Consider the following 22,473-nt stretch of genomic DNA (forward strand, 5'->3'; position numbering starts at 1 on the left):
CGAAGGTGTTACTCCACTCCGAAGCCGGAGAACTCCCCGGTGGCCCGGCCGAGCGACGCCTCCACGTGCTCTACCCGGCCCGGTGCCCTGTTTGAGCGCAGCCAGGCCAGCAGCGCTTCGATTCCTTCGGGGGTGCCTTCGGCCACCACGAACACGGAGCCGTCCCAACGGTTCACGGCCTCCCCGGTCAATCCCAGGTGCCGGGCCTCGGCCATCGTCCGGTACCTGAAGCCCACACCCTGCACCCTGCCCGTGACGGTGGCCGTGAGCCGCACTAGTTCTTCCGTCATGCCGCCCCCGAGCCGTACGGGCGCGTAATCGCCTCGAGCAGATGCCCGTCGGGGTCCTTGAAGTAGACGCCCCGGCCGCCGTCGTTGTGGTTGATCTGCTGTGGCCTGGTCCGCCCGGGGTCGGCCCAGTACGGGATTTCTTCGGCCGAGATCCTGGCGAGGATGCCGTTGAAATCCTCTTCGGAAACCAGGAAGGCGTAGTGCTGCGGTGAGATGTCGCCTTGGGCAGAGGCGAAGTCGAGGGCCACGCCGTGCTCCAGCGCCACCGTTATGAAGGACCACATCGCTGTCGGCGCTGGCAGGCCCAGTATCCGGGCGAGGAATTCGGCCGAGAAGCGCTTGTCCCGGGCGTAGACGATGGTGTGGTTGAACTCGATGGCCATTGATTCTCCTCTGACAGGACCATCTGACGGCCACACCCGCCCAAAATCAAGAGCAGTTGGCGTCTTCAGGCCCTCGTCCGCCCAGGCCTGAGCAGGGGCAGGAAGACGAGCAGGGCAACGAGCTGCGTGGTTACAGTGAAGACCGGCAGTCCCGCGGGGGACGCCGAGTACAGGGTGCCGATGATGGTGGATCCGGCCAGCCACGAGATCCCGTAGATGGCAGTGAAAATCCCGTAACCGGTGCCGCGCCGGGCCGCGGGAACGAGGTCCGCGACGGTGGCACGGAGGGTTGATTCGTGGATCCCCAAGGCAGCACCCCACACCACGGCCCCTGCCCAGACCAGCGCAGTGTCCGTGGTGAACGAGAGGAAGGGAACTGCGGCGGTCAGCGGCAGGGCGAGGAGCAGGCCGCGCAGCCCGATGCGGTCATACAGGGCGCCGGACGCGAGGGCGGCGAGGGCGGCGACGCCCATCGAAGCGGCGTAGCTGACCGGGATCAGCGCCGGGGGCAAGACCTCCTGGATTTCCAGGTGGTAGGACACCACCCCGAAGGTCGGGAAGCCGAACATCGAGACTGCGGTGAATGCGCTGTACCACCAGAACCGCGCCGGAAGCGGTGCGCGCACCGCGGCTTCCGGTGACGAGTCACCCCGGGTGGCGGCGCCAGGGGGGCGGGCGGCCTCGTCGTACCGTTCCGGAACCGGCACCGCCCGCCGCAGGAGGAACACCGCCAGCAGCGCCAAGGCGCCGGGTACGGCCAGGGCGCCGAAACCCAGCTGGTAGCCCGCGACGGCCACCATCAACGAAACCAGCAAGGGGCCCATGAGCGCGCCGGACTGGTCCAGCGCCTCGTGGATGGCAAAGGCCTTGCCCCGGCCCAGGCGCGAGCCGGCGTGGGACAGCATGGTGTCCCGCGCGGGCGCCCGGACGGCCTTGCCGAAACGCTCTGCGACCACCAGGGCGGACGCCTGCCACAGGGAACTGGCCAGGGCCAGCAGGGGAACGGCGATCACCGTCAGCGCATAGCCGGCGATGGTCAACGGCCAGTACTTGCGGGTCCTGTCGGCAAGAGGCCCGGTCCCGAGCCGCATCACCAGGGCGACCGCTTCCCCTAGCCCGGTGATGAAGCCGGTCATCGCCGCCGTGGCGCCCAAGGTGGCCAGGAACGGGCCCGTGATGGAACGGGCGCCCTCGTAGACGACGTCCGCAAGCATGCTCACCACGCCGAAGGCGAGCACAAAACGCAGGGGCCCAAGCCTGTTGCCCGGAACCCGCCGGGAGGTCATGGCAGGCGCGCTGCGGTTGAACGCGCTGCGGTTGAGCGCACCCCGGTTGAATGCACCCCGGTTGTGCCAGGCATCGGCCGGGCGGCGATCGCGGCGAGGTCCCGTGCGGCGCCGGGCGGCGGAGTGCTGCCGGAGAGCCACACCGCGCTGAGGCTGCGCCGCAGTTCCAGCCCGCGCACGGGCACCGCCACCAGTCGCCGCAGGGTGACGTCGTCGCGCACGGCGAGCGCGCTGAGCACGGCAGGAGCGGTACCGGCCGCGACGGCGGAACGGACGGCCGCCGTCGTCGGCAGCTCCACGAGGGGAGCTGCCGGCTCCGGGATGCCGGCCGCCGCCAGCAGGTGTTCGAGCGCGTCCCGGGTGCCGCTGCCGTGCTCGCGGGTGACCAGCCCGACGCCGGCGAGTTCGGCCGCGGTGACCGGCGCCTTCCGGCGTGCCCAGCGGTGCCCCGGGGCGACCACCAGGACCAGCTCGTCTTCCTGCACGACGGCGGTGCTCAGTCCCGCGGGAAGCTGCGGGCTTTCGATGAAGGCGATGTCGGCGTCGCCGGAGCGGACCCGGGCCGCTGCCGTTTCGCTGTTGGACACAGCAAGTTCCACGACCGTGGGTGTGAGGCCGAGGGATTCCTGCTGCCGGCGCAGCGCCACCAGCCAGTGCGGGAGCAGATGTTCGGCGATGGTCTGGCTCGCGGCGACGTGCAGCTGGCGGACGGCGTCGGAACGCAGGGAGGCGATGCCGGCGTCGAGCCGTTCGGCCGCGGCGAGGACGTCGGCGGCCCAGCCGGCCACGAGTTCGCCGGATTCCGTGAGCGAGGAACCACGGGGCGTGCGGGTCAGCAGGGAGGCGCCGATCCGGGACTCCAGCGAGCGCATCCGCGAGGACACCGCCTGCTGGGACAGTCCGAGCTTTTTCCCGGCGGCGGACAGGCTGCCGAGCTCGTGCACCGCGGCGAGCATCTCCAGCGCGGACAGATCGGGGATGCGGGAGCTAAGCACGGGTTCTCCTGGGTTCGCACGTCGGCGGGCGGGTACCGGATGGCCGGTCCGGATGGCAGCTACAAGGCTGGCTTGTACCCTGACAAGTGTATGCCCCCTACTTCGGCGCGTGCGGGCACGGAAGCATGGATGGCATGGGAATTCTGATGCTCGGTGAGGCGCGTCAACACAAGCTGCGGGGCCGGTGGCTCCTGCGCAGCCTGGAACGGCCGTCCGAGTTGTTCGCGAACCTTGGCCCGAACTGGTTCGCCACGATCATGGGCACCGGGGTCATCGGCACCGCGGGTGCCACCCTGCCGGTGCAGTTTCCCGCCCTGCATTTCGTGGCCACCCTGTTCTGGGCGGCGGCCTCGCTGTTGTTGATCCTGCTGGCCGCGTCCACCCTGGTGCACTGGGTCAGGCACCGGGACACGGCCCGCGGCCACCACCGGCACCCGGTCATGGCCCATTTCTATGGCGCCCCGCCCATGGCCCTCCTGACGGTCGGCGCCGGGACCCTCCTGCTGGGCAAGGACGTGCTGGGGGAGCGCCTGGCCTTGGGAATCGACGCCGTGCTCTGGGTGCTCGGAACCCTCCTCGGCCTGGCGAGCGCCTTCGCCGTGCCGTACTTGCAGTTCACCCGCCACAAGGCCAGTGCCGCGGATGCCTTCGGCGGCTGGCTGATGCCCGTGGTGCCGCCGATGGTCTCGGCCTCCACCGGTGCCTTGCTGCTGCCGCACCTCCCGGCCGGCGAGGCACGGACGGGCATGCTCATGGCCTGCTACGCCATGTTCGGGCTCAGCCTGCTTGCCTCGCTGCTCATCATTCCCCTCGTATGGCAGCGGCTCGCGGTCCACAAGAACCTCGCCGCCGCCACGGTGCCGACCCTGTGGATCGTGCTCGGACCGCTGGGCCAGTCCATCACCGCGGCCAACCTCCTCGGTGCCAACGCCCACTTCGCTGTGTCGGGGACGCTGCTTCACGCGCTGGAAGCCTTCGGCGTGCTGTACGGGGTTCCCGTGCTGGGCTTCGCCCTCCTTTGGGCCAGCCTGGCCGCCGCGATCACCCTGCGCACCGCCCGCACCGGGATGCCCTTCACCCTGGCTTGGTGGTCCTTCACCTTCCCCGTGGGCACCTGCGTCACCGGCCTCAGCGGGCTCGCCGCGCACACCGGGCTGGGCATGTTCAAGGCGATGGCCGCCGTCGGGTACGTCCTGCTGCTGGGCACCTGGGTGCTGGTCGCCGCGCGGACCTTCCGGGCGAGCGTGCTCGAAGGGACGCTGTTCCAAGGCGTTCCGTCAGCGCCGGCGGCGCAAAACAGTTAGAAACGTTGAGTTCTCTATCCGGGCGGCGTAGCCTTTTTAGGGAACGCACCGGACTCTAATTCCGGCCGAGGTCCGCTTCAAGGTTCAAGTCCGAGGACATGGCATGGACAGCACGCAGCGCGCCAGACCCGCAATACCGCACGCGATCCGGGCGGCCCTGCCCGGGCTCCTCCTGGTGATGTTCCTTGGGGCCCTGGACCAGACCATCATGGCCTCGGCCCTTCCCACTGTGGCCGGAGAGCTCAACGGCCTGGACCAGATGTCCGCCATCATCACGGGCTACCTCGTGGCCGCTACGGCAGCCATGCCCCTGACCGGCAAACTGGGCGATGCCTACGGCCGGAAGCGGGTCCTGCAGGGCTCGCTCGTGCTGTTCACCGTTGGCGCCGGGCTCTGCGCCCTTGCTCAGTCCGTACCCGAACTGATCGCCTGCCGGGCGGTCCAGGGTACCGGTGGCGGCGGCCTGATGATCGCAGCACAGGCGGTGATCGGCGAACTTGTCAGCCCACGCGAACGCGGGAGGCTCCTTGGCTTGATCGGCGCCGCCTTCGTCGTCGCAGCGGTGGCAGGCCCGCTGGCCGGCGGTGCCGTGGTGGACCTGTTTTCCTGGCGCTGGATCTTTTACGGCTACATCCCGCTGGGGCTCATCGCCCTTGCCGTGGTCTCCTTGACCCTGCATTTGCCGCCGGTGCCCCGCGGACGCCGTGTGGACTACGGCGGCTCGGCCCTGCTGAGCCTGGCGATCGTCGCGGTCATCCTGCTCTGCAGCGGGGGCGTCCACAACGGACCGGAGTGGCTGGTTCCGGTGCTCGCGGCCGTCGCATCCGCCGCCGTCGCCGGCTGGTTGTTCACCGCCCGGCGCGTACCCGATCCCGTCATTCCGCTGGGACTGTTCCGCGACCCCGCATTCTCGATCCCCACGGCGGTCAGCTTCCTGATCGGCTTCACCATGTTCGCCTCCGTGAGCTACCTGCCCGCATTCCTGCAGGTGGGCATGGGCATGTCCGCCACAGCCTCGGGCGGCATGCTCATCGCCTTGATGGCCGGCATCCTGCTCACGACGTCGGTATCCGGTGTGCTGATCACCCGCACCGGCCGCTACAAGGCGTATCCGGTGGCCGGGAACCTGCTCGCGGGGCTGGGGGTCCTGCTGTTCAGCAGGCTCGACGCCGGCAGCAGCCCGTGGCTGGTCATGGCGGCCATGGTGCTCCTAGGCCTGGGAATCGGCCTGGTCATGCAGGTCATGGTGCTGGTGGTGCAGAACTCGGTGGAACGCCGCCACCTCGGCACCGCAACATCCACCGTTGCCTTCCTGCGGCAAGTGGGCAGCTCGGTGGGTGTCGCCGTCCTCGGCTCCCTTATCGCGGCCCGCTTCGCCGAAGCCGTCCCGCGCGACGTCGCGGCAGCCCTCGGCAGCCGCATCAACTCCCTTACCCCCAAGGCACTGGAAGCGCTGCCCGTGCAGGACCGGGCCGCCGTCGCGGAGGCCTTTGGCCGGGCACTGCCGCCGGTCTTCGGCTATGCCGCGCTGGTGCTGCTTGCGGCGTTCGTGGCCACCTTGTTCCTACCCGAACGCGAACTGCGCACCACCTCCTACTCCGACGCACCATCAGAAACCACTCCGGGAGCCCCGCAATGAAATTCACCGGTACCCTCGCCCAATTCGGAACACAGGATCTCCCCGCGGCCGGCGGGAAGGGTGCCAATCTGGGCGAACTGGCGCGGCACGGGTTCCCCGTTCCGGACGGCTTCGTTGTCACCACGGCCGCGTACTCCGCCCTGCTGAGGGACACCGGGCTGGGCGCGCAGCTCCAGGCGCTGCTGGACGGGCCGTTGCCGGGCGCGCAGCTCCAGGCGCTGCCGGACCCGGCGCTGCCGGGCGGGACGGAGCGCGGAGCGGGAAGCGGAACCCCCGACGCCGGGGCGATCCGTGGGCTGTTCGCCGCAGCCACGGTGCCGCCTGGCGTGCGGGCGGAGATCGCCGCGGCGTATGCGGCTTTGGGCGGCGGCGCTGTGGCGGTGCGGTCCAGTGGCACCGCGGAGGATCTGCCCGGCGCCGCGTTCGCGGGCCAGCAGGACACCTTCCTCAACGTCGTCGGCGAGGCCGAGGTGCTCGACGCTGTCGTCCGGTGCTGGGCTTCGCTCTGGACGGACCGGGCCGTGGCCTACCGCCAGCGCCAGGGGATTGACCCGCACACCGTAGCGATCGCCGTCGTCGTGCAGAAAATGGTGGACGCCCGGATTGCCGGGGTCATGTTCAGTGCCAACCCGGTCACGGGGGAGCGTGGCGAAATCGTGGTGGATGCGGGTGCCGGGCTGGGCGAAGCGGTGGTGTCCGGCTTGGTGACGCCCGAGCACTACGTCCTGGACGGCGAGGGCAACACGGTGTCCTTCACGCCCGGCGGGCACGAAGTGGTGATCCGCGCCGTGGCGGGCGGCGGGACGGCCCAGGTGGAACGCGACGAAGCACCGGGACCCTCCCCATCCGCGCCGTCGTTGACCGGGCCCGAGCTGGCGGAACTGGCCGCGTTGGCCCGGCGGGCCGAGGCTCTCTTCGGCCGGCCACAGGACATGGAGTGGGCTATTTCGGAGGGCCGCATCCAGGTGCTCCAATCACGTCCCATGACGGCGCTGCCGCCCCAGCCTCCGGTGCTCAACCGCATCCAGCGCCTGGTGGGCCCGTTCTTCGTGGAGATGTTCCAACAGCGGCCCTATCCGCTGGACGTCTCGGGATGGATGGAACGCGGTGTGTTCGCCATGCTCGGGCGGATGGCAGGCAGCGTTGGCGTGGTCTTCCCGCCGGTACGGGAGATCCTGCCGGAAGAGGACGGCGTGGTGGTGCAGTTGCTGCCTCCGGTGCCAAGGCCCACCCTCCGCACCCTCGCAGCCCCGGTATCCGTGGCCCGGCGGGTGCACCGCTTCAAGCCGGCAGACTGGACCCGGGACAGCCGTTTCGCGGATTTCCTGGCCGAGGTGGCCCGGTTGCGGGAGCAGGATCCGGCACGGCTCAGCTGGGCCGGGGTGCTTGGCTTGGCCAGGGATGCCTTCGCCGCGATGGAGAAGATCACCGATCTGCGCGTGTCGTACCTGCCGGGCTCCTTCGTACCGCAGGGGAAACTGCGGCTCATGCTCCTGCTGTTGGGGAAACCCCGGCTCGGTTCCGCCCTCATCGCAGGCGCCGAAACCCGGACCAGCCAGGCCAACCGCGCCCTGGAAGAACTCGCGGCCGGGGTCCGCGGCGACGCCGTCCTTTCGCAGGCCTTTGCCGTAGCCGGCACCCGGGGGGATCTGGAGGGACTCGTGGACCGGGTGGAGCACGATCCGGCGTTTTCCGGGTTCCGGACGGCATTCCATGCGTTCCTGGCCGAATTCGGCCACCGCGAAACCATCAGCGTGGTGCTCAGCAGTGCGCCCACCTGGTCTGATGCCCCGGAGCTTGTCCTCGGCCTCGTCAAGGCGATGATGGCCGAACGCCCCGACGCCGCAGACCAGACCGGCGCCGCGCTGGCCGAGCTCAAACGGCACCCTGCCCTGCGCCTTGGTGCGGTGCGCCGCCTGGTGCTCGCCGCCGTCGACGGTGCCAAGGCCGGCATGGCCTTCCGCGAGGACAGCCACTTCTGCGCCACCATGGTGCTGCCGCCGCTGCGCCGCGCGCAGCTGGAACTGGGCCACCGCCTGGTGGATGCCGGAGTGCTGGACGCGCCGGAGGACGTGTACCACCTGCGTTTCGGTGAGCTGGAAGGGGTCACGGAGATGCCCGACGGCGGCGCGCTGCCGGCCTGGGTGCGCGAACGGTACCGCCCGCTGGTGCTTGCCCGGGCCGCCAAACGCCGCGAACTCGAAGGGATCCCGCTCCTGGACCCGGCGGTGCTGTTCGCCGAGGTCCGCCCTGCGGAAGGGGCGCTCCTCAGCGCCACAGGGGCCAGCCGCGGCCAGGCCTCTGGGGCCGTGCGCATCATCCGCGGGCCGCAGGACTTCGGCTCGCTGCTCAGCGGCGAAATCCTGGTCTGCCCGTATACCAACCCCTCGTGGACACCCCTGTTCCAGCGCGCGGCGGCCGTAGTGGTGGATGCCGGCGGCGTCGGCTCGCACGCTGCGATTGTGGCGCGCGAATACGGGATACCGGCCGTCATGGGAACGGGCAACGGCACCAGCGTCCTGCACGACGGCCAGCTTGTGCTGGTCGACGGCAACCGGGGAGACGTCAGGGCCGCCGAAGGGGCAGGGCAGTGACGCCCGCGCCTGGAGCCGACCACCGCAAGCAGCCCCGCCGCCGTGGCGCTGCCCTGAACAGCGCCATCTTCGAGGCAGTGCGTGCCGAAATCGCCGAATCCGGATATGCCGCGCTGACCATGGAACGGGTCGCCGAACGCGCGCGGGCCAGCAAGGCATCGCTCTACCGGCGTTGGCCCGGCAGGGCGGCGCTGGTGCTGGACGCCGCCTATGACGTGATGCCGAATGACAGCTCCGTGCCGGACACCGGGAGCCTGCGCGGTGATGTCCTGGCCCTCATGAGGCAGATCGTCCGTCTGCTGGACGGAGTGTTGGGGGAAGCGATGCTCGGCCTGCTGGGCGAATCCCTGCAGAATCCGGAAGCTGCCGCGCAGATCAGGGAATTCGGGCGCGGGAACATGGTGCGGACCATGCGCGAGATCGTCGGCCGGGCGGTGGCACGCGGCGAGTGCGACGCGTCCCTGGTCACCGAAAGAAGGCTGGAAGCAGGACCGGCGCTCCTGCGGCATCGGGTCCTTTTCTCGGGGCTGCCGGTCGGCGACGACTACCTCCAGGAGGTGGTGGACGACGTCGTGCTGCCGCTTTTCGGGGTCCGCCCGGCAAGGCGTCCGGAGACTTCCCCGGAAGGGTAAGCCGGCCCCCGTACGCCCTGCGCCCTATCCCCTGTGCGCCGCTATCCCTGGTGCGCCGCTATCCCCGGTGCGCCGCGAAGAAGTCCCGCAGCAGCGCCGCGCACTCGGCCTCCCGGACCCCCGGGTAGACCTCCACCCAGTGGTTGAGCCGGCGCTCGCGGAGGATGTCGAACACGGAGCCAACCGCTCCGGCTTTCTCGTCCCAGGCACCGAACACCACCCGCGGAATCCGGGCCAGCACGATCGCCCCGGCGCACATCGCGCACGGTTCCAGGGTGACCACCAGGGTGCAGTCCTCCAGGCGCCAGCCGTCCCCGCCCTCACCCAGCTCCAATGCGTGGCGCTGCAGGGCGGCGGCCGCCTCGCGGATCGCCACGATCTCGGCGTGCGCGGTGGGGTCCCCGTGCGCTTCGCGTTCGTTCCGCCCGGCACCCAGCACGCCGCCGTCGGGCCCCAGAACCACGGCGCCGATCGGCACATCCTCGGTGTCCAGCGCCCGCCGCGCCTCGTCCAAGGCAAGGCCCATCCAGGCCTCGTGTTCGGCGTGATACGGCTGGGAGGTGCTCATGGCTTCAATGATAGTTTTGGACGCATGCGCACACTCGTCGTGGACCACCCGCTCGTTGCCCACAAGCTCACCGTTTTGCGGGACAAGAACACCCCTTCGCCGGTCTTCCGCCAACTCACCGAAGAACTCGTCACCCTCCTGGCCTACGAAGCCACCCGCGACGTCCGCACGGAGACCGTGGAGATAGAAACCCCGGTCACCAAGACCACCGGCACGGCCTTCACCAAGCCCACGCCGCTGGTGGTTCCGATCCTGCGCGCCGGCCTGGGCATGCTCGAGGGCATGACCAAGCTCGTCCCCACTGCCGAGGTCGGCTTCCTCGGCATGGCCCGCGACGAGGAAACCCTGGACATCATCACCTACGCCGAGCGCCTGCCCGAGGACCTCACCGGACGGCAGATCTTCGTGCTCGACCCCATGCTGGCGACCGGCGGCACCCTGCGCGAGGCCATCAAGTTCCTCTTCAAGCGCGGCGCCTCGGACGTCACCTGCATCTGCCTGCTCGCCGCCCCCGAAGGCCTGGCGAAGCTGGAAGAAGAACTTTCCGAGGCCAACGTCAAGATCGTGCTGGCTTCGATCGACGAGAAGCTCAACGACAAGGCGTACATCGTTCCCGGCTTGGGCGACGCCGGCGACCGCCTTTACGGCGTGGCCGGCTGAGACAGCCCCTATTGTTTTCACCCGGGCCCCACTAGCCTGTGGCGCATGGACTGGAAACTGGAACTGGTATTTGTCCCTGTGTCCGATGTGGACCGGGCCAAGGATTTCTACGTCAACAAGGTCGGTTTCAACGCGGACTACGACGAACGACCCATGGACGGCCTCCGGTTCGTCCAGCTCACCCCGCCCGGATCGGCTTGCTCGATCGCGATCGGCGAGGGCCTCAATGATGCGCCTCCCGGCACGGCACCGAGCCTGCAGATCGTGGTCAGCGACATCCAGGCCGCCCACGCCCACCTCAAGAACAACGGCGTGGACGTCAGCGACATCGACATCCAGGACTGGGGGCACTTTGTGCACTTCGCCGACCCGGACGGCAACAAATGGGCGGTGCAGTACATCCCGCACCGGCCGAACGGCTAAGGCCGGCGTGCCGCTGACACAAACGGTCTCCCGGTTGGGCGGAAGACCCCGGGCGGGCAGGATGGAGCCATGAGCCTGCCCGCCTCCACCGAAACCAACACCCCTTCCGTCGAAGCAACCGCCCTCTCCGTCCGTGCCGTGCTCTTCGACATGGACGGCACCCTGGTGGACTCGACGGCGGTCGTGGAGCAGGTGTGGGGCGAGTTCGCGGCCCGCTACGGCCTGGACTACGCGGAAATCCTGCGGACGTCGCACGGCGTGCAGGCCCGGGACACGGTGCGCCGCTTCGCCCCGGCCGGCTCCGACGTCGAGGCCCTCACCGCAGAACTCGGCCAGATGGAGCGCACCCGGACGGAAGGCGTTGTGGCCCTAGCCGGGGCCGAAGCGTTCCTGCGCGCCCTGCCGGCTGACGTCGTCGCGCTGGTCACCTCGGCGGACCGGGTGCTCGCTGAGGTCCGCATGCGGGCGGCCGGCCTGGACATGCCCGCGACGGCGGTCACGGCTGAGTCCGTCACGCGCGGAAAGCCGGACCCCGAAGGTTACCTGGCGGCGGCCGCCCTGCTCGGCGCCGAGCCGGCCGACGTCGTGGTCTTCGAAGACGCCCCGGCCGGAATAGCCGCCGCCCGGGCCGCCGGCATGCGCACCGTGGTGGTGGGCGACGGTGGCGGCCAGGCCGCGGAAGGACTGCCGCGCATCGCGGACTACTCGGGTATTTCCGCGGTGGTCAGCCAGGATGCCGATGGCCGCCCGCGGATCGAACTCAGCCTCTAGGACCCCAGCTTGTACACCGTGGAGTTGCCCACGGTTTCGGCCTGGAAGTTCGCTGCCACCCATGTGGCGACTTCGGAGCTCCCGCCGCGGCCCATGCCGCCCATGCCGCCCATGCCGCCGGTGATGAAGTAGCTGACCTCGCCGTTGGCCACCATCTCCTGGAACTGCGCCAGGGTGGGGTAGGGATCGCCGCCGTTCCAGCCGCCGAGCGCGATCACGCTGGTCCCGGAGGCCAGCTCGAGGTTCGCGGCCTGCGTCGCGCCGGACACCGCCGCGGACCACTTCGTGGTGCTCGCGGACAGCAGGGCGGTCAGCTCGCTGTTGCCGCCCTCGGCGTCCGGTGAGCCGCCCAGGCCGCCTGTTCCGCCCAGGGCACCGCCGTCGCGGTTTCCGAAGCCGCCCATCGCGGCTGAAGCCGGGCCCGACGTCGGGATGGAACCGGAGTGCGGCACGGCCGCGGTGGCGAAGGTCCAGGCAACCGTGCCCAGCCCGCCGGCCAGCAGCGAGGCCACCACGACCGCGGCCGCGGCCGCTTTCCGGAACTTGCCGGCAAGCATGTCCATCCGCAACAGCAGCGCGGCGGCGGCCAGCACACCGAGGATCACCACCACGATGCGCAGCCAAGGCAGCCACGAAGCATCGCGGGTCAGCAGCAGGGCCGACCAGATCGAGGTGGCAAGGACAATAGCGGCGAGCACCACCCGGGCCGGCAGGTGCGCCCGGCCGCGCCACAGCTCCACGCTGCCGATGCCCACCAGGGCCGCGATCGCCGGAGCCAGAGCCACCGCGTAGTAGGGGTGCACGATCCCGCTCATGAAGCTGAAGATGCCCGCGGTGACCAGCAGCCAGCCGCCCCACAGCAGGAGAGCGGCGCGCGTGCGGGACGTCCGGGCGTCACGGCGGGTGAACCACATCCCGGCGGCCAGCAGGAGCAGGGCGCCCGGAAGCAGCCACGACACCTCGGCACCGAAGCTGGTGCCGAACATGCGCAGCAGCCCGGCCGCGCCGCCGAAACCGGCGTTGCCGCCCATGCCCCCAGCTGCACCGCCGATACCGTCCCCGAAGCCGCCGCCCCCGCCGGGCATGCCTTCGCCCGAGCCGGTGATGCGGCCCAGGCCGTTGTAGCCGAACGTCAGTTCCAGGAAGCTGTTGCTTTCCGAGCCTGCCATGTAGGGCCGGGCCGACACCGGGGTGAGTTGGAAGAGCGCGATGTAGCTGCCGGCCACCACGAGGATCCCGCCCAGTGCACCGAGCAGGTGCAGCAGCCGGCGCCGCAGCGTGGTGGGTGCGGCCCACAGGTAGGCCAAGCCCAGGCCGGGCACCACCAGGAAGCCCTGCAGCATCTTCGTCAGGAACGCCAGGCCGATCACCGCACCCGCGGCCGCGAGCCATTTCCAGCCGGCCCGTTCGATGGCGCGGGTGGTCAAGTAGGCGGCCAGGACCAGACAGAGGGTGAGCATCGCATCGGGGTTGTTGAAGCGGAACATCAGGGCGGCCACCGGGGTCAATGCGAGGGCGCCGCCGGCCAGCAGGCCCGCCGCGGGGCCGGATACCCGCTTCACCGCCAGGTACAGGAGCCCGACGGCGGCCACGCCCATGAGTGCCTGCGGCACCAGCATGCTCAAGGGGGAGAAACCGAACACACGGCCCGCCAGTGCGGGGATCCACAGCGAGGCCGGCGGCTTGTCCACGGTGATGGCGTTGCCGGCGTCGAGAGAGCCGAAAAGCAGCGCGGTCCAGTCCTTGGTGCCCGCCTGCACGGCGGCGGCATAAAAGGAATTGGCGTAGCCGGTGGCCGCGAGGTTCCACAGATACAGCACCGCGGTGGCCAGCAGCAGCCCGACGGCGGACGGCCGCACCCAGCGGGGCTGACCGCCGAAGGCGATCCGGAACCAGCGGGTTCCGTCCCGGTGTTCCGGATTGCCGGTGATGACCGGCGGGGTGGCCGGGGTGGCGGGGGTCATGGTGGAGGTCATCGTGCTGCCGTTTCTGCTTCGACGGGACGGGAAGTTGCAGTCTCTTCAGCAGGCGGCGCGGGCGGCTGCCGGAACACCCACAGGCGGAACAGCAGGAAGCGCAGGACCGTGGCGGCGAGGTTCGCCGCCACGACGGTGACGACTTCCACCCAACGCTCGGGCGCCGTCGTGCTGAACAGGACACTGCCGTGCACCAGGGCGAGGGCCCCGGAGGTCAGTCCGAGCCCGATGCCGAACACCAGGAGCCCCTCGAAATGGTGCCGCACGGCGCCGCCGCCCTGGATGCCGAAGGTGAAGCGCCGGTTGGCGCCGGTGTTGGCGATGGCGGTCACCAGCAGGGCCAGGAAATTGGCCAGCTGCGGGTCCATGAAGCCGCGGCAGAACAGGAAGAGGATCAGGTAGGCCAGGGTGGACGCCGCGCCGATTGCGCCGAACCGCACGAGCTGGCCGAAGAGCCTGTTGCGTGGGTTCTTCTCGGCCGTGCGGGCGGAGGCCGGCAACGGACCGCGGGCCAGGGCTGCGCGGAGCTCGGGAACCGGGATGCGGCCGCTGAGCAGGTCGCGGCTCAGCCGGGCCATGCCGCGGAGGTCGGCCAGCGCGGTGCGGAGCAGGTCCACGCTGGAGTCGGGGTCGTCGATCCAGTCCACCGGCACCTCGTGGACCCGAAGCCCGCAGCGTTCGGCCAGGACCAGTAGTTCGGTGTCGAAGAACCACTCCTTGTCCAGGGTGTACGGGAGGATCCGCTGCGCCACGTCGGCCCGGATGGCTTTGAATCCGCATTGGGCGTCGCTGAAGCGGGCCCCCATGAGGGATTGCAGCATCAGGTTGTAGCTGCGCGAGATGAATTCGCGCTTGGGCCCGCGGACCACCCTTGAATTGCGGGTCAGCCGGGTGCCGATTGCCAGCTCCGAGTGCCCGGAGATCAGCGGCGCCAGTAGCGGGGCGAGGGCTGCGAGGTCGGTGGAGAGGTCCACGTCCATGTAGGCCAGCACGGGTGCAGGCGAGGCGAGCCACACTTTCCGCAGGGCGTTGCCGCGGCCCTTCTCGTCGAGGTGGACGGCCACCACTTCGCGGAGTTCACGGCCCAGGCGCTCGGCGATCTTCAGGGTGCCGTCCGTGCTGGCGTTGTCCGCGATGGTGATCCGGAAGGCGTGCGGGAAACCGGCGCGCAGATGGCCGTGGAGCCTGCGCACGCACTCCTCGAGGTCGCGTTCCTCATTGAAGACGGGGATGGTGACGTCGAGGACGGCGGTGCCGGAACTGGTGTCCACGGGCGCGTGCCGGAGCAGGGTCGCTCCGCCGGGCCGGGCATCCGTGGAGCCAGGCCGGAAGGTGCTGCCGCGGGTGCCCGATGGCGGGGCCGCGCAGTCTGCGCTTGCTGTGGTTGAGAATGTGAGTGCCATGGACCCACAGTGACGGCGCGGGATTTGCGTGCTTTAGGCGCAAGCTGTGCTGCGGCTGTGGATGGCTGTGGATGAGGAGCCCGGCAAGAAGTTACAGCTGCACCTTATCGCTGTGATCCACCCTCGTCGTTGCGCAGGGCGTGCACCATGCGCTGCAGTATTACGAACGCGGCGGACTGCTCGTCTTGCGTCATGCCGCCCAGCATCCTGAGCTCGACGGATCGGACAGCAACGGTCGCCTTCTCGAGGCTCTGCTTACCGCGTGGAGTGAGGCGCGTGGGAAGAACTTTCCCAACGCGATCCTCCGCCGGTCGGGTCACGTATCCGTCCCTCTCCAAGGCTTGGAGCAGCACGTTCATCGATTGCCGTGTCACGAAGGCTCCTCGCGCGAGCTCGGAGTTGGACAGCCCCGGACGTTGCGCGAGCAACTCAAGGCAGGAGTAGTGCGTTACGGTCATCCCGAGCGGGCGAAGTACTGCCTCCATGGCGGCGCGTAGGGCGCTCGACGCCTCTTTCAGCAGGTAGCCCAGCGACGTCTCCAGGTCGACCCCTTGCTGACCCATGTCATCTTGACTCATGTCAGAATTCTGACATAGTTGACGCGTGTCAGGAATCTGACACGAATAGAAGGAGTAGCATCATGCCCGTTACCGGCCCTGACTTCATATCCCTCCAGGCTCGCGATCTTGACGCGTCGCAGGCGTTCTACGAGCAGTACCTCGGCCTCGTCCGCTCACAGGCGGGCCCTCCCCATGCCGTCGTCTTCGAGACGACGCCGATCGCGTTCGCCCTGCGGGACATCGTTCCCGGCACCGAGCTCGCGTCCGTTGCCCAGCCCGGCATCGGCGCCGCGATCTGGCTTCATGCCACCGACGTCCAGGCGATTCACGACGCCCTCGTCGCGGATGGCCATACGATCATCACGGCTCCGATCGACGGTCCATTCGGTCGCACGTTCACGTTTGCCGATCCCGATGGCTATCAGGTCACCCTCCACGACCGGAGCTAAGGCGCCGAACGCCGCCCGCCGGATCATCACCGAAAAGCAAGAAACGGCCCGTCCCTCGAAAGGGACGGGCCGTCAAGATCTGGAGGCGTCGGCGGCAGTGGTGTGCAGCAAAGCCCGCGCTTATGCTGGCGGGATGGCCCGCACCGCAAGAGAACGAATCGAAGGCGACCCGGTTTCATCGAGCATTTACGGCGCGCTCATGGATCAAGTCCTTGCCCTGGAAGGCTGCGAACTTCAGGAGAACGCGTCATCCTTCCACGTGGCGCACGGGCGCGCGTTCCTCGGGATCCATCCCCGCCGGGGCGGGATCCTGGTCAACATAGTTCTCGAGAGGGAGCTCACATCCGACCGTGTGCACCGGGCGGAGCGTGTATCCGCCAACCGGTGGCACAACGAAGTTATCGTCACGGAGCCCTTCGGGATTGATGCCGAACTGCTGAATTGGATCCGCGAGGCGTACGCGCTCACGGCCTGACGGGCCGTCCGTACTGGCAGAAGCGGCTCAGTACCAGTTGTTGGCGTAGTGGAAGGACAGCGCTGCCGACGGCGATCCGTAGCGTTCCTTGATGTACTTCAGGCCCCAGCGGATCTGGGTCTTGTAGTTGGTCTGCCAGTCGGCGCCCTCGGTGGCCATCTTGTCGCCCGGCAGGGACTGCACGATGCCGTACGCACCGCTGGAAGCGTTGACGGCCGTGGTGGTCCAGTCCGATTCCTTGGTCCACAGGATCCGCAGCGAATCCATCTCTTCCGGCCCCCAGCCGAAGGAGGAGAGCAGACTCGCGGCATAGGCCTGGGCGCCAGCGGGGTCGTTCACGGGGGCGGGTTTTGCCGGGACGGCGGGCTTGGCCGGGGCCACCTTGGCCGACTGGGCGGTCACGGCGGCAGGCTTCGTGGCCGGCTTTGCCGGGGTGGAAGGCTTGGCGGCAGGCGTCGAAGCAATGGCCGACGGCGTCGGGCTGGCGGTTGCGGTGACACCCGCTTCCGGCGCGGAGACGGAGGCGCGGCTGGCATCGAACGCCTGGTCGGCGGCCTGTCCGGCGGCGCCGGCGCCCAGGAGCACGGCAGCCACGCCGGCTGTGACGGCCAGGCGCTGGCTGGTGCTGCGCAGGGCGGCAGCCTTCTTCAAAACGGTGCGCGGAGCAGAAACCTCCGCACGGCGGCGCCCATGCGGGCGCGACTGATCCTTGGCAGGAGACATGGTGGTTACCTCTCAACGCCTGCGGAGTTAGCTGTCGGGTTCGGATGAGGTCATCCGGCCGCACCAGCGGAGATTCTGGTTTTGCGGCTTCACCCCAAGGGCCGGTTCGTGAACGCGAAACGGCCCGGAGACTCTGGGTCCCCCGTCTCTGCCTGGGTTATTGGGGCGCCGGGGAGTGGCAGAGCTCGGCGCCTGCCCGGCGGTGGCCTGAAATATCCGGCGCACCCTTTCGACGGTACAGGAGCCTCACGCGAAAGTCACATTTAGGTAACGGACATCACGACGGCGGTGAGTCGCCTTGCGCAGGCGCGCTCCGGCGTTGCGGGTTCAGGTTTTTCTCAGGGAAGCGGCAGCCGCACGGCGAATTCGGTCCACCCCGGACGGGAGCTGACCTCCACTGAACCGCCGTGCGCCTGCACGATCGACTCGACGATCGACAAGCCAAGGCCGGAACTGCCTTCGGTGCCGGTGCGTGCGGCGTCTGCCCGGGCGAAGCGGGAGAAAATCCGGTCCTGAAACTCCGGAGCGATGCCGCCGCCGTCGTCGGTCACGGTGATCACCGCGGCGCCGTCGGCCGAACGCATCACCCCGGTGGTGACTGTGGTGCCGTCCGGGGTGTGCTTGCGGGCGTTGGAAAGCAGGTTGGCCAGGACCTGGTGGAGCTGGGAGGCGTCGCCGCGGACGGTGATGGGTTCGTCCGGGAGCTGCAGCTGCCACAGGTGCCCCGGGGCCATGACCTTCTCGTCGCTGACGGTTTCGACCACCAGCTGCGTGAGGTCCACATCGCCGAACTCCGTCGGCTTGCCCTCGTCCAGGCGGGCGAGCAGCAGGAGGTCCTCCACCAGCGCCGTCATGCGTTCGGATTGGCTCTGCACCCGGCCCAGGGATTTGCGGCCGTCCTCGCTGAAGTTTTCGGTCATGCGCAACAGCTCGGTGTAGCCGCGGATCGCCGTCAGCGGGGTGCGGAGCTCATGCGAGGCGTCGGCCACGAACTGGCGCACCTTCGTCTCGCTCCGTTGCCGAGCTTCGAGGGCGTTGGAGACGTTGTCCAGCATGAGATTCAGGGCGTGCCCCACGCTGCCCACCTCGGTGCCGGGATGCGCAGCGGTTTTCGGGACGCGCACCGCCAGGGCCACCTCGCCGGCGTCGAGCGGAAGCCGCGAAACCTTGGTGGCCACCTCGGAAAGCTGCTCGAGCGGGCGCATGGTCCGCCGGATCATGACCGTCCCTGCGAGGCCGATCAGTCCCAGCCCGCCCAGGGACACCAGCACCATGGTCCACACCAGTGACGCCTCGGTGCCTTGTTTCGCGGCGAGCGGCAGGCCGGTGACGATGATGTCGCCATAGGGCGTTGCGGTCGCCACGAGCCGGTAGTCGCCGTTGGACAGGCTCCGGTCCACGGGCAGGCCGTTTCCGGGAAGATCCAGCAGCACCGCCTTGTCCTCCGCCGAGAGATCGGCCCGGACGCCGTCGTCGTCAATGAACCCGGCGCTGCTGACCGTCGACCCGAAAATCCGCGCGTTGATCGTCCCGGCCCCCTGGCCCCGAGCCTCAAGGGGGTCGCGCCCGGCAGGACCTCCCGACGGCGGCCTGCCGAACTCGGTGGCGCGGTGCGCCGCCTGCGTCAGCTGCTTATCCAACTGCCGGGTGAGGAAGAGGTCCATGGAGGCGTAGCTGACGATCCCGACGGCGCCGCAGATCGCCACGAGCAGGGCCATGGAGACGAGGATCAGCCGGGTCCGCAAATGCCAGGTGGCAGGATTCAGCCAGTACGGGCCGGACCGCCGGGGAGCTCCCGAAAGATTGGACATGCCTGCCCCTAGTCGGCGGGCTTGATGACGTAGCCGGCGCCGCGCACGGTGTGGATCATCGGAGGGTGCTCGGCGTCGATCTTCTTGCGGAGGTACGAAATGTACAGTTCCACGATGTTGGCCTGCCCGCCGAAGTCGTAATCCCAGACGCGGTCCAGGATCTGCGCCTTGCTGACGACCCTCCGCGGGTTCTCCATGAGGTAGCGCAGGAGCTCGAACTGGGTGGCGGTGAGCGCGATGTCCTGGCCGGCGCGGGTCACTTCGCGGGTATCGACGTTCAGGGTCAGGTCGCCCACCACCAGTTCCGCCGTGTCCATGGCGGCCACCCCGGAGCGCTGGACCAGGCGGTGCAGGCGCAGCAGGACTTCCTCCATGCTGAACGGCTTGGTGACGTAGTCGTCGCCGCCCGCGGCCAGCCCCGTGATGCGGTCCTTGACGTCGTCCTTCGCGGTGAGGAAGAGCGCGGGCACCTCCGGAGCGAAGGCGCGGATCCTGCCCAGCAGCTCCACGCCGTCGAACCCTGGAAGCATGACATCCAGCACCAGTACGTCCGGGCGGAAGTCCTTGGCCAGTTTGACCGCGGCGGGACCGTCCCCGGCGACTTCGACAGACCAGCCGGCCATGCGCAGGCCCATGCTCATCAGCTCGGCGAGGCTGGGTTCGTCGTCCACGACGAGGGCTCGGATGGGGGAGCCGTCCGGGTGGCTGAGCTGGGGAAGGTTGTTGGTGGAGTGCGAGGATGCCATGGGACAAGCCTCCGATCTGGCCGTTTGCTCCTGCTTTGCGCTTCCTGTGAGCACGCTGTGAGTCCTAAGCCTAAATCGCGAGGGCCGGAACTGGGATTCCTCGTGCAAGCGGGAAGGAACGTCGCCGCCAACAGCTCACAGGAGGGGCTTCCGTGTGACACAGCCCCTGCACAGCAACGCCGCTGAGTCTGGGCGGGACAACGATCCCGTCCCAAGATTCGGAGAAGACCATGGAACGACAGGACCCTCCCGCAACCCCGGGCCACGAAGGGCCGGCCGAGCGCGCGCAGGTGCCGGAAACCCGGAAGCCCTTCCAAGCGGTTCAGCCGGAACAATTCCCGACGGCGGCCCAACCCTCTGCTGGCTGGGGCGCCCCGCCGTCGGGGCAGCCGTCCGCTGGCTGGGGTCCGGCACCCGCCCAGAGTGCGGGGCGAACCCCATTGGGCGGGGGCACGCCCGGCAAGTGGACCCTGAAGAAGGGGCTGATCGCGGGAGGGGTCGCCGTCGTCGTCGCTGGAGCAACCGCTGCCGGCGTCTATGCCGCGGGCACCGGCGCGGCAGCCGACGCCGGAACCCAGGGCTCCGGCGGCATGACCGGGCAGGGCGGCATGCCGGCCCAAGGCGGGCCGGGCGGGTTCGGCATGAATGGCGGCGGCTTTGCGCCGGACGGCCTGGGCATGGGGACCGGTGGCCTGGCCGCAGCGGTCCATTCCGAATATGTGATCCTGCGGAACGGGAAATATGTGAACATGGCTTCGCAGACCGGCACGGTGACCGCGGTTTCGGACGACTCCATCACGGTCAAGAGCGAGGACGGGTTCACCCGCAGCTACAGCCTTGGCAGCGGCCTTGTGGTGACGCAGGGCATGCAACGCAGAATGAACCAGGACCAGGGGAGTGCCCTGGACATCTCGGACGTGCAAAGCGGTGGCGCCGTAGGAATCACCGCCTTGCAGGAATCCGGGAATTACACGGCAGAGACCATCCAGCTGGTCACGGGAACATCGAGCGTCCAGGATTCCGGCACCGGCGTTCCCGGCGGAGATCCAGGCACGGGTGCTTCCGGAAACGGAGGCACGGGTACTTCCAGCAATTGAGCTGCCGCCAGAAGCAGTGAAGCAGCATTCCTGTTTTCCGGCGTCGGATTCCGCGGCATCAATCACCCGGTACGGAACTTGCCGGCCCAAAGCCGGCGGGTGCGTCAGCGGGCGGCCCGGATGATGCCGCGGAATCCGCCGCACTCTTGCGGGCATGCCCTGGGGGCGGTTCCAGCAAGTACGCCTCAGGAAACTCTCCGGTGCCTCCCATGAGCCACTGCAGGCACTCCAGCCACCCGTACCAGAGCCTCTCCCGGGCTTCTAGCAGACGATTCGGGGAAAATTTTTCGGACCGCGCCGAATCCCGATTGGACAAGAGATGTTTCATATCTTGAGATTCAGGCAAGGCGGGAGTTTTCGCGTCAAGATTCCAAAAGGGCCATTCTGAGCGAAGAATCTTCGATTATTTCGCTTCAGACTGAGATTGTGACGAAGCGAAGTCGGTCACATTTGGACATTCTGAAATTGTGATCTGGCGCACAATAGTCCTTTCCGTCTCAGGATGTGGACGGATCTGCGCTTTGTTACTTGCAAGTTCCCTTTATTACGTTGCACACTTCAAATGTGAACAAGAACTCAACAGCACCTGCAGCCGCAGCAATCGGGACCAGCGCACCCGCTGGCATCGCGATGAGCTGTTGTCGAATGTACGCCTAACTTCCGACCCCAAGAAGTTCCAGGCATTCGTCCCTTGCCCAACGTCGGGCGCCTTTCCCCAACTCATTGCGGGGACCGTATAAGCATTCGAAGCCGCGATGACGGCCATTCACATTGAGGTAAGCACTCCCATGTCAGTTGCATCCGGATACGTCCACATCTCTGTTCGAAACGCCAACAAGGCGGCATCCAACGCCGGCCTGCGCCCTGGCCTGGGCGGTCGCCCCGGCTACGTCCAGCCCGGCCCTGCCGGTGCAGGCCAGGCCCCGGGCTACGTTCCCCAGGGCTACAACCCCAATTCCTACGGACAGCTCCGGGCGGTTCCGGCCAACGAGGCGGCCCCCCTGACCGCACCCACTCCGGTCCTTGCGCCTTCCGAGCGTGCGATCCGCCCCGTCCCCGGCGACAACGTCGCCCGCGGCTTCGTGCTCTACATGGGTATTGACGAGGACACCGCTGCGGCAGCGGGCACCTCCATTGCCAAGCTCGCCCAGGAAATCCGCGCCTACGCCCAGTCCCTCGTGACCGGCGCCGAGAGCTACGCCGCCGTCGCGGTTGCCCCGGCCAGCGCCCCGGGTTCCGCTCTCGACGTCGTCCGCTCCACCTTCGGTGACCCCACAGTCGGCAACCGCCAGCGCGCAGAGGCCGTCCGTCCGCAGCCGCAGCAGGAAGCCCGCCCCTCCGGCGTGCTGATCGACCTCGCCCGCCGCGAAGTGCACCTCGACGGTGAATCCCTGAACCTGACCTTCAAGGAGTTCGAACTCCTGAACTACCTGGTCGAGAACGGCACCCGCACCGTGGGCCGGGACGAACTCCTCGAGGGCCTGTGGCGCAACGCCGAGGAAGTGCCGAACGAGCGCACCATCGACGTCCACATCCGCCGCCTGCGCTCCAAGCTGGGCCGCCTTGCCAACACCGTGCGCACAGTCCGCGGCCAGGGCTACCGCTTCTACGAGCACCCCGAGGTCATCGTCTGGGCCGCTCCGGAATACTCGATCTAGCGACGCACGACGGCGCCCGCTTCCCTTGAG

The 22,473-nt window shown here is 68.7% G+C and carries 22 protein-coding genes and 1 riboswitch; of the genes, 11 read left to right on the top strand and 11 right to left on the bottom strand.

What is annotated here, in order from left to right; translation table 11 throughout:
* Positions 1-8 precede the first annotated feature (8 nt).
* From ACZ9CK_RS02200 to ACZ9CK_RS02215, 4 genes are all read right to left on the bottom strand, one after another.
* A complete protein-coding gene (locus ACZ9CK_RS02200) occupies positions 9-290 on the bottom strand; it encodes an acylphosphatase (RefSeq protein WP_426302155.1) in 282 nt (93 codons plus the stop codon).
* The gene (locus ACZ9CK_RS02205) at positions 287-673 is read right to left on the bottom strand and encodes a VOC family protein (RefSeq protein ID WP_426302156.1); all 387 of its coding nucleotides are present in this window, start codon (positions 671-673) and stop codon (positions 287-289) included. Before ACZ9CK_RS02205 ends, ACZ9CK_RS02200 begins: the two co-directional genes overlap by 4 nt.
* Positions 674-738: 65 nt before the next feature.
* Complete coding sequence (locus ACZ9CK_RS02210) at positions 739-1,959, bottom strand: MFS transporter (RefSeq protein ID WP_476049113.1); 1,221 nt, start codon at positions 1,957-1,959, stop codon at positions 739-741.
* Positions 1,956-2,954 carry a LysR family transcriptional regulator gene (locus ACZ9CK_RS02215; RefSeq protein WP_426302158.1) on the bottom strand — a complete coding sequence of 333 codons (999 nt, stop codon included), beginning with the start codon at positions 2,952-2,954 and terminating at the stop codon, positions 1,956-1,958. Before ACZ9CK_RS02215 ends, ACZ9CK_RS02210 begins: the two co-directional genes overlap by 4 nt.
* A gap of 134 nt (positions 2,955-3,088) precedes the next feature.
* Between ACZ9CK_RS02215 and ACZ9CK_RS02220 the strand changes: the two genes are divergently transcribed.
* The 4 genes from ACZ9CK_RS02220 (at position 3,089) to ACZ9CK_RS02235 (ending at position 9,123) form a co-directional block, all read left to right on the top strand.
* Positions 3,089-4,258 (top strand): TDT family transporter, encoded by a 1,170-nt coding sequence (locus ACZ9CK_RS02220; RefSeq protein WP_476049114.1) that lies wholly within the window; start codon positions 3,089-3,091, stop codon positions 4,256-4,258.
* A gap of 103 nt (positions 4,259-4,361) precedes the next feature.
* Entirely contained in the window at positions 4,362-5,897 is a 1,536-nt protein-coding gene (locus ACZ9CK_RS02225) for an MDR family MFS transporter (RefSeq protein WP_476049115.1), read from the top strand.
* Entirely contained in the window at positions 5,894-8,491 is a 2,598-nt protein-coding gene (locus tag ACZ9CK_RS02230; RefSeq protein WP_476049116.1) for a PEP/pyruvate-binding domain-containing protein, read from the top strand. Before ACZ9CK_RS02225 ends, ACZ9CK_RS02230 begins: the two co-directional genes overlap by 4 nt.
* Positions 8,488-9,123 (top strand): TetR/AcrR family transcriptional regulator, encoded by a 636-nt coding sequence (locus ACZ9CK_RS02235; protein ID WP_426302162.1) that lies wholly within the window; start codon positions 8,488-8,490, stop codon positions 9,121-9,123. The genes ACZ9CK_RS02230 and ACZ9CK_RS02235 overlap by 4 nt, the downstream gene beginning before the upstream one ends.
* 58 nt (positions 9,124-9,181) lie before the next feature.
* Here ACZ9CK_RS02235 and tadA read toward each other — a convergent pair whose 3' ends face one another.
* Positions 9,182-9,691 (bottom strand): tRNA adenosine(34) deaminase TadA, encoded by a 510-nt coding sequence (gene tadA / locus ACZ9CK_RS02240; RefSeq protein ID WP_426302163.1) that lies wholly within the window; start codon positions 9,689-9,691, stop codon positions 9,182-9,184.
* A gap of 24 nt (positions 9,692-9,715) precedes the next feature.
* On the opposite strand from tadA, the gene upp reads away from it, so the two are divergent.
* The 3 genes from upp to ACZ9CK_RS02255 all read left to right on the top strand — a co-directional run bounded on the left by upp (position 9,716) and on the right by ACZ9CK_RS02255 (position 11,545).
* On the top strand, positions 9,716-10,351 hold the full coding sequence (gene upp / locus ACZ9CK_RS02245) for a uracil phosphoribosyltransferase (RefSeq protein WP_426302164.1): 636 nt from the start codon (positions 9,716-9,718) through the stop codon (positions 10,349-10,351).
* Between the two features lie 45 nt (positions 10,352-10,396).
* Positions 10,397-10,774, top strand: coding sequence for a VOC family protein (locus ACZ9CK_RS02250; protein ID WP_426302165.1), 378 nt, complete (start codon positions 10,397-10,399; stop codon positions 10,772-10,774).
* Between the two features lie 69 nt (positions 10,775-10,843).
* Positions 10,844-11,545 carry an HAD-IA family hydrolase gene (locus ACZ9CK_RS02255; protein ID WP_426302166.1) on the top strand — a complete coding sequence of 234 codons (702 nt, stop codon included), beginning with the start codon at positions 10,844-10,846 and terminating at the stop codon, positions 11,543-11,545.
* Here the strand turns inward: ACZ9CK_RS02255 and ACZ9CK_RS02260 are convergent.
* The 3 genes from ACZ9CK_RS02260 to ACZ9CK_RS02270 form a co-directional block, all read right to left on the bottom strand.
* A complete protein-coding gene (locus ACZ9CK_RS02260; protein WP_476049117.1) occupies positions 11,542-13,521 on the bottom strand; it encodes an ArnT family glycosyltransferase in 1,980 nt (659 codons plus the stop codon). The two genes, ACZ9CK_RS02255 and ACZ9CK_RS02260, sit on opposite strands and share 4 nt — an antisense overlap.
* Positions 13,518-14,924 (bottom strand): glycosyltransferase, encoded by a 1,407-nt coding sequence (locus tag ACZ9CK_RS02265; protein ID WP_476049118.1) that lies wholly within the window; start codon positions 14,922-14,924, stop codon positions 13,518-13,520. The genes ACZ9CK_RS02260 and ACZ9CK_RS02265 overlap by 4 nt, the downstream gene beginning before the upstream one ends.
* A gap of 104 nt (positions 14,925-15,028) precedes the next feature.
* Complete coding sequence (locus ACZ9CK_RS02270; RefSeq protein WP_426302169.1) at positions 15,029-15,502, bottom strand: MarR family winged helix-turn-helix transcriptional regulator; 474 nt, start codon at positions 15,500-15,502, stop codon at positions 15,029-15,031.
* A 62-nt stretch (positions 15,503-15,564) separates the two neighbouring features.
* Here ACZ9CK_RS02270 and ACZ9CK_RS02275 point away from each other — a divergent pair, with 62 nt between their 5' ends.
* Both ACZ9CK_RS02275 and ACZ9CK_RS02280 read left to right on the top strand, forming a co-directional pair.
* The gene (locus ACZ9CK_RS02275) at positions 15,565-15,933 is read left to right on the top strand and encodes a VOC family protein (RefSeq protein WP_426302170.1); all 369 of its coding nucleotides are present in this window, start codon (positions 15,565-15,567) and stop codon (positions 15,931-15,933) included.
* A gap of 133 nt (positions 15,934-16,066) precedes the next feature.
* Entirely contained in the window at positions 16,067-16,408 is a 342-nt protein-coding gene (locus tag ACZ9CK_RS02280; protein ID WP_476049119.1) for a DUF5655 domain-containing protein, read from the top strand.
* 27 nt (positions 16,409-16,435) lie between these two features.
* On the opposite strand, the gene ACZ9CK_RS02285 is transcribed toward ACZ9CK_RS02280, so the two are convergent.
* From ACZ9CK_RS02285 to ACZ9CK_RS02295, 3 genes are all read right to left on the bottom strand, one after another.
* Positions 16,436-17,131, bottom strand: coding sequence for an aggregation-promoting factor C-terminal-like domain-containing protein (locus ACZ9CK_RS02285; protein ID WP_426302172.1), 696 nt, complete (start codon positions 17,129-17,131; stop codon positions 16,436-16,438).
* Between the two features lie 2 nt (positions 17,132-17,133).
* Positions 17,134-17,309, bottom strand: a riboswitch (cyclic di-AMP (ydaO/yuaA leader).
* Between the two features lie 160 nt (positions 17,310-17,469).
* The gene (locus ACZ9CK_RS02290) at positions 17,470-18,942 is read right to left on the bottom strand and encodes a sensor histidine kinase (RefSeq protein ID WP_426302173.1); all 1,473 of its coding nucleotides are present in this window, start codon (positions 18,940-18,942) and stop codon (positions 17,470-17,472) included.
* Positions 18,943-18,950: 8 nt separating this feature from the next.
* Entirely contained in the window at positions 18,951-19,688 is a 738-nt protein-coding gene (locus ACZ9CK_RS02295; protein ID WP_476049121.1) for a response regulator transcription factor, read from the bottom strand.
* 440 nt (positions 19,689-20,128) lie between these two features.
* Between ACZ9CK_RS02295 and ACZ9CK_RS02300 the strand changes: the two genes are divergently transcribed.
* Positions 20,129-20,785, top strand: coding sequence for a hypothetical protein (locus ACZ9CK_RS02300; protein WP_476049122.1), 657 nt, complete (start codon positions 20,129-20,131; stop codon positions 20,783-20,785).
* Between the two features lie 788 nt (positions 20,786-21,573).
* Positions 21,574-22,443 carry a winged helix-turn-helix domain-containing protein gene (locus ACZ9CK_RS02305; RefSeq protein WP_476049123.1) on the top strand — a complete coding sequence of 290 codons (870 nt, stop codon included), beginning with the start codon at positions 21,574-21,576 and terminating at the stop codon, positions 22,441-22,443.
* The last annotated feature ends 30 nt before the right edge of the window (positions 22,444-22,473 follow it).

The sequence above is a fragment of the Arthrobacter sp. TE26545 genome (genome assembly GCF_056279005.1).